We start from the raw sequence: 6,000 nt of genomic DNA, 5'->3' as shown, positions 1-6,000 counted from the left end.
TTGGGGGTGTGTCTGTTCGCCTCTTCTGGGGTAAAACGCCATTTTCTGCGTGGGGGTCGCGGTGTTCAAAACCAAAAACATCCGCCGCCCGGCCACCCCCAATGGTCCCCGCACGTCTCGGCGTCAGGAGCTTAGGGCGTAGCGCTGAACAATGATGGTTTGACGCCTTTGTAGGTGAGGGGTCGGAACCTATACCCTCTGGCAAACCACTGTCCGGCTAGCTCACGGGGTTGGAATTGTTGGGGCGCAGCAGCGGATACTTTGTGACGAACCAGGCCGCGAGAGCTGCAGCGATGCTTGATCCAATGAAGTAGGGAGCCGGCTGGTTCAGATTGGCAACTCCGATGTATCCCAGAGGCACCGGAAGTGCGAACACGACAAGGTATGTCACCCACGGGAGCGCTGCCTTATTGCTCAGGAAGACTGCCGTGACGAGGAGGAGCGCGATGGCAAAAAATACGCAGAGCGGGAATTGGTCGTAACGGTTGTGTGCCGGGTTATAGAAACTGTCTTGCGCGCCCGCGCCGCGTCTGTAGGCCGCCAGCGTTGCCACGACTGCCAATGCAGGTGCTGCCCACGCCATTACCGAAACGCGGGTGACGAAGAGGCCGGGATCCGCCAGGAGACTGAGGACACTGGCAGCTGCAAAGAAAGTGGGGACGTACCATTCGGGAGCGACGGTGGTACCAGTCCAGTCCGTAATGGCGGGCAGCGCCAGGCAGGCGGCGGTTGTCAACACGTGCGCTGTGACACGGATCCGTCGATGACGCAGAAGAGTCGCCAGAAATGCCGTAAGAGACAGGAGATAGATGAGGGAAGCGGCTGTGGTGAAGGGGTCAAAGAGTCCGGCACCCTCGTAACCATTCCACCGGAACCATCGTCCGAGTTCGCCCAGAACCATCATTGAGGCCGCTGTAGCTGCTCCTACAACGGTGGCCCCGGCTGCCACCCGCACGCGGCGGTCCAGCGGGATCGTGCCGACGATGAGCATGAGGCGGGCGAGTAAGCCATTGACCAGAAGATTCGCCAGTTCCTTCGCACGCGGGCGGGTCCGGCCTTGGCTCCGGGCAACGTCCATCAGTACCCCTAAGAGTTCGTCCCGATACTGATTCCGCCAGCTGGACGGGTAGGCAATGAGCACCCTCTTGTATGTGCGCTCCAGAGCATCAGTCCTCACAGTCATGCCAGACCTCCCGCCAGCTGGGCCGAGCGGATCCTTAAGGAGGCCCGCCCGGCGCTGGCGTTGGCCTCCAGACGTGCGATCTCCCCACCCAGCTCGTCCGCACCGAGATCCGTTAGCTCGTAGTACCGGCGAAGCCTACTGTCTACGATCTCTTCACGGGCGACGATAACCAGGCCCTCCTCCTTCAACCGTTCAAGGGCTGTGTACAGCGTCCCCGGCTGCAGGGTAACCCGGCCGGCCGAGAGCTTCTTGGTCTCAGTAAGTAGGGCGTACCCATGCGAGGCACCCTGCGCCAACACGGACAAAATCAGGAATGTGGGTTCTCGCATCTGACGTTTATTCATTCCGTCAAGATATTCAATTCATCTACATATTCAAGCGATCACCCTCGGCGTGTCGCGGAATCGGGCTGCCGAGCGCATTCACCGCGGTCACGAAGGTGTCCTGGTTTCAAAAACGACCGTTATCGAATATCACATGGTCGAAAACCTGACGTTGATGAGTTTTGACCTGTTTTGCTCGAAATCGTCGCGCTTATGGCTGTCAGTTTTCGAAGTCGTCTGCACGGAATGTCCACACTCGTCTGGACGACTCGCTACACGCCCGTATGGGGAACCATGACCGGGCAGAAAGTTGGCCTTCCGACAGGTGAGGACCAGAATGTGCTCTGGCGGCGAGGACTGAGCGCCGCCCAGCGGGAAAGCTACCTTCACCGGGCGCGGTTCCCGAGGCTTTACGCCAGACTCGTCAGGATCGACTTCATCTGGCGGACTACCCCAGACAGCGCTATCGGAAAGTCAGCTTGGACTGTTGGAAAACTTCCTCCACCATCCAATGATCGTGAAGGCGAGGATCCCCGCAACTAGGGCGAAAGGAATCCAGATCGAATCAGCAGTTGGAAAGCCCACGGCGTTGACCGGGTAGATGGTGCACTCTGCGTCACCAGAGCTGCAATGACCGGCGGATCCTGCCGGGACCGTCAGGAGGGCTGCTAATACTGCACACGCAAAGCTAACGATCACTCGACGCACGAGGCGGTGGTTCTTGGTCGCAGCTATTAGACGTGGCGATTCCTGTTGAGCCAACTCACAACCTCCTGTACAGAGAAGTGAAACACGGAATCCCTGTGTTGGCGATGGGTCACCCTGGCCGCCCGTTGCCTTGCAACGACCATGCATCGTGCGTCCTTTTCGCTGGCCTAGCGATCAGTGGGTGAGGCGAACGTTGAGCGGGACGTTCGTGCGACACTGAGCCAAATCCGGCCTTACACACGAGCACAGATGATTGGCTGGGCTCCATGGAAACGAAGTTTGTGCGCTATGAGGCAAGCATGCCCAACGGCCGCGGACTCCACCCAGGCATCTTCGCTCTCGCCAACGGCTTGGCCAAGGATGGGAGACTCAGCGCCGAGGACTGGGCATCCTGGCGTAGCGCGAACGATCACTACAACACCGCATACACGGGCCCCTCGACGGTGGACAGATCCGTCTACGACCGTGCAACCAACCCGTCAGCCCAGTCTTGGTTCAAGCGCACGGCCGCGCATCTGCTGACTGGAGTGGAGTTCTACACGGATCTCCTCCACCGATATGGCGTCGGCTGGCGGGTGCGCTATTCGAATGATCCAGGAAGGGTTCTCTACGAAGACGACGTTCAGATCGTTGTCGCACCTCATTAGGGTTGCGCCTCACAGAACTGCTGGCGGGGCGACAGACTGGCACCATTCCGGGGTCATATTGCGGGAACGATTTAGCTGGCGCCAGCCCGTCGGAGCCTTTCAGATGCTTGCCGGGTGAGCGCCTGCAATGCGATAGGCGGGGATTGGAACAGGCTCTCGCCCCTGGCATTGTGCAGCGCCGGCCAGAGGCTCGCAGCCCAAGCAACTTCACGCTCTTCAGTGGTGAAGGCTTGCCCTCTTGCCCGTTCATAGCAATTAATGAATTCTTCCGAAGCTTCCAAGGACGCAAGTGTCGGGGCGGTGGTGCTGGCGAATGCTCCCGATGCTGCCCCAACAATGGCCGCTGCCGGAAGGGCAACGAGGCTGTCCCAGTCGTGAACTGCCCACGGGCTGGCTGGAGCCTTCCCAGCGAAGATTCTGGCTCTCCCAGTCACCATGGCCGGTAACCAGCGGAAGCGTCGCGCGGGAGAGCCGATCGGAAACGGTGCGGGCAATTGCGTGCACGTGGCCGGGTACGCGCGCCTGGTCCATGGCGTCGACAACTGGATTTGGCGGCCACAAGCTACCCGTCACGGGATTCCAATGCATCCACGGCGGAGGTGTGCCAAGGCCGGTCGGAGACTGCAATTCGAGGATTCCTGCCAGGTCCGCCAGGAGCGAAGCCGATCGACCAGCGAACGGCAGGTCTTCATCGACGTGCATCTGACCGCCGGGCCGCCAGGACTCAGCACTGACCACCATCCCGGGGCCGAGCCTGTCCGCGTCTGTCACGGGCCGGGCACACGGGAAACCGGCATCGGCCGCGATCGTCTGAAGTTGAAGGCATCGGCTGATTCTGTCCCTGGAATCTGGCCGGACTTTAACTGCAACGGTTCCCCGCTCGTCGGAATCGAAGCGGAACAGGCTGGACATTTGGCCGCCGGCGTCGGATCGCAACTGCGTGAGCGTGCCGTGCCCGAGCGCGCGAAGACACCACGCCTCAACCTGAACGTGCATTGCAGCTGTCACCATCGTTTGATCCTACAAACAGGAACCCAGACGGGCGGTTCCACGATGGCCATTCCCTACAGACCGGGTTCCTTCCACTGTTCCGAAGGAGGATCTCTCAGCGGACACAAGCTGCCGGACGTTCCGCGTTCTCAGCGATCAAGCACCGCATCCGCGATCTGCTGCGCGGCTTGGTCCGCTGTGATGTGTGTGGTGTCGATGACCTCGGCTTCATTGTGCAACCAGGTATGAGCTGCCTCGGCGTATGGCTCCAAGTACGCGAAGCGGAATGTCGAGGGGCCGAGGTCTGTGTCGTTCTGTATACGGTCGCGGAGCGTGGCCTGGTCGGCGTGGAGCACGAAGTGCTGGATCGGTATGCCGTGCTCGGTGAGACCATCGCTGATCTCGCGCCAATAGCTCTCGACCAAGACAGTCATCGGCATCACGAGTGTGCCTCCGGTGTACTCAAGCACGCGCCGAGCGGTTTCGACAACAAGCCTTCGCCACGGCTCCCAGTGCTGGAAGTTGTCGGTCTCAGGAAGTCCCGGCTTGATGTCCATGAGCATCTCACCGACCTTCTCAGCGTCGAAGACGCGCGCGTCAGGCAGCAATTGCTGCACGAGCGTGCTCGTCGTCGTCTTTCCCGCCCCGTGGGTGCCGTTGAGCCAAACAATCATGGACCGAACTCTAGTGGCAAACAGTTTTCCTTCCCGGCCCGCCCGTTAGCCGATCCTTTACCGGGCGCCGCACCGCTGAGTGTGTCAAGTATTCGTGGCCCCGCCGGGACGGTCAAAGCTGGCCCCACCTGCTCCAATTCCTTTGAGCGAAGTGTGGTGCCAGCCGCGAGGGCGGAGACAAATATGGGAAGGCCGTTGCCTCACGATCGGGGTAACGGCCTTCCCGCTCTATTGCCTAGGGAAACCCCTATATCGGTTCAAATCTAATCGCCGCTGGTCCAGGAAGGACGAAGTGGGCCCTCATCAGATTCGATCGGGCCACACCATCCTCGTGAGTGACCGCGCTGCTTTAGAACTCGTTCAACAGGATTCATCCGAAACACGTCGTCCGAAGAGAATGCTCCATAGGTCGCTGACCCCGGGCGGCGGAAGAGACCTAGCGCCCACAGAGTGATCCGGGCGTAGGCCGGAGCCCCCGGACGAAGGCTCCACGACGCCATTTCATAATCCTCGGCCATAACTTGATTGTCACAGACAATCCTTTGAGGTGTCTCGTCCTCCCTTAGGTCTCAATGCTGGCGGGCCGGAGGGCCGCCGGAACCTTGTCATTGCGACAACTCCTGTTGTTCTCCCAGTCCCCGGAAAACTCCACCTACTTCCGCTTGGGATGGCTCTGGACCGGGAAGGTTGTTCCTGAAGCTCCTGCGGCATCTGACGCGATCCTTCAGCCAGGAGTCTGTGAGTTTTGACCTAATTTCGGTCGCAGCGCTATCCAGCCCGTCCCAGTCGTACTCAGTGGTCCGAAGCGGCGGTATGAGCGGATGAAGTTCCTGCCCCGGCCGCAAAACTTGCCGCATGAGCTCCTGGGTGGGGTGCTTCATCCGGTCCGGCTCCTGAATGTTGTACCAGTCCCATGCCCGCTCCCAAGCGATGTGCCAGCGATCAGCCCACTCTTCACTGCTGGCAGACACTGGCATTTCGGACGCCCCCGGGTTCGGGGCTGGGATGAGTACCGGAATATCGACGTCCGGCGTAATTGACCAGGCGTGCCGAACGAACAGCAGTAGATTCAGCGACAAGGGATGATCATCTACTGAGATCACCATGTCATGCGGCCAAGGAGTCCCTGGCGTAAGCGTGTTCCACTGCATCTCCCGCTACCCCCTGTCGGCCACAGCCCACGCGACCGCGATGCGTTCAGCATCGCACCGACTCCATACCCTGTAACAGGAGCATGTTCCGTGCGAGGTCCTGTCCTTGATGCACGAGTACGTGGCAGCCTCAACAACCAATACAGGAACGACGTCGAGCTGTAGCACGGTGGTCATTCCAGGAACCCCATGCGGTACATGGGTGGCAAGGAGAGACGGGGTTGGAGTGCTCGTCCGGCGACTAGGCTGACGCCATGGAATCGTTGCCCGATGCTGCCCCTGGTGAATGGCTCAAGCCATTGATGGATACCGTGTGGCATGACA

General features: G+C 60.2%; 6 protein-coding genes. 1 reads left to right on the top strand and 5 read right to left on the bottom strand.

What is annotated here, in order from left to right; translation table 11 throughout:
- Positions 1-217 precede the first annotated feature (217 nt).
- Together ACFRJ8_RS18940 and ACFRJ8_RS18935 are read right to left on the bottom strand one after the other, a co-directional pair.
- A complete protein-coding gene (locus ACFRJ8_RS18940) occupies positions 218-1,078 on the bottom strand; it encodes a hypothetical protein (protein ID WP_377987861.1) in 861 nt (286 codons plus the stop codon).
- A 101-nt stretch (positions 1,079-1,179) separates the two neighbouring features.
- Complete coding sequence (locus tag ACFRJ8_RS18935) at positions 1,180-1,512, bottom strand: PadR family transcriptional regulator (protein WP_377987859.1); 333 nt, start codon at positions 1,510-1,512, stop codon at positions 1,180-1,182.
- 968 nt (positions 1,513-2,480) lie between these two features.
- Here ACFRJ8_RS18935 and ACFRJ8_RS18930 point away from each other — a divergent pair.
- Positions 2,481-2,861: a hypothetical protein gene (locus ACFRJ8_RS18930; protein ID WP_377987857.1), complete on the top strand. Its 381-nt coding sequence runs from the start codon at positions 2,481-2,483 to the stop codon at positions 2,859-2,861.
- Positions 2,862-3,116: 255 nt separating this feature from the next.
- On the opposite strand, the gene ACFRJ8_RS18925 is transcribed toward ACFRJ8_RS18930, so the two are convergent.
- From ACFRJ8_RS18925 to ACFRJ8_RS18915, 3 genes are all read right to left on the bottom strand, one after another.
- Entirely contained in the window at positions 3,117-3,857 is a 741-nt protein-coding gene (locus ACFRJ8_RS18925) for a phosphotransferase (protein WP_377987925.1), read from the bottom strand.
- Between the two features lie 143 nt (positions 3,858-4,000).
- Positions 4,001-4,525, bottom strand: coding sequence for an AAA family ATPase (locus tag ACFRJ8_RS18920; protein WP_307463322.1), 525 nt, complete (start codon positions 4,523-4,525; stop codon positions 4,001-4,003).
- Positions 4,526-5,130: 605 nt separating this feature from the next.
- Entirely contained in the window at positions 5,131-5,631 is a 501-nt protein-coding gene (locus tag ACFRJ8_RS18915; protein WP_377987855.1) for a hypothetical protein, read from the bottom strand.
- Between the last annotated feature and the right edge of the window lie 369 nt (positions 5,632-6,000).

The organism is Arthrobacter sp. NPDC056886 (assembly GCF_042788715.1).
GTDB lineage: Bacteria > Actinomycetota > Actinomycetes > Actinomycetales > Micrococcaceae > Arthrobacter.
Note: the sequence above shows the minus strand (reverse complement) of the source record. Positions and strands in the feature narration are given on the sequence as shown.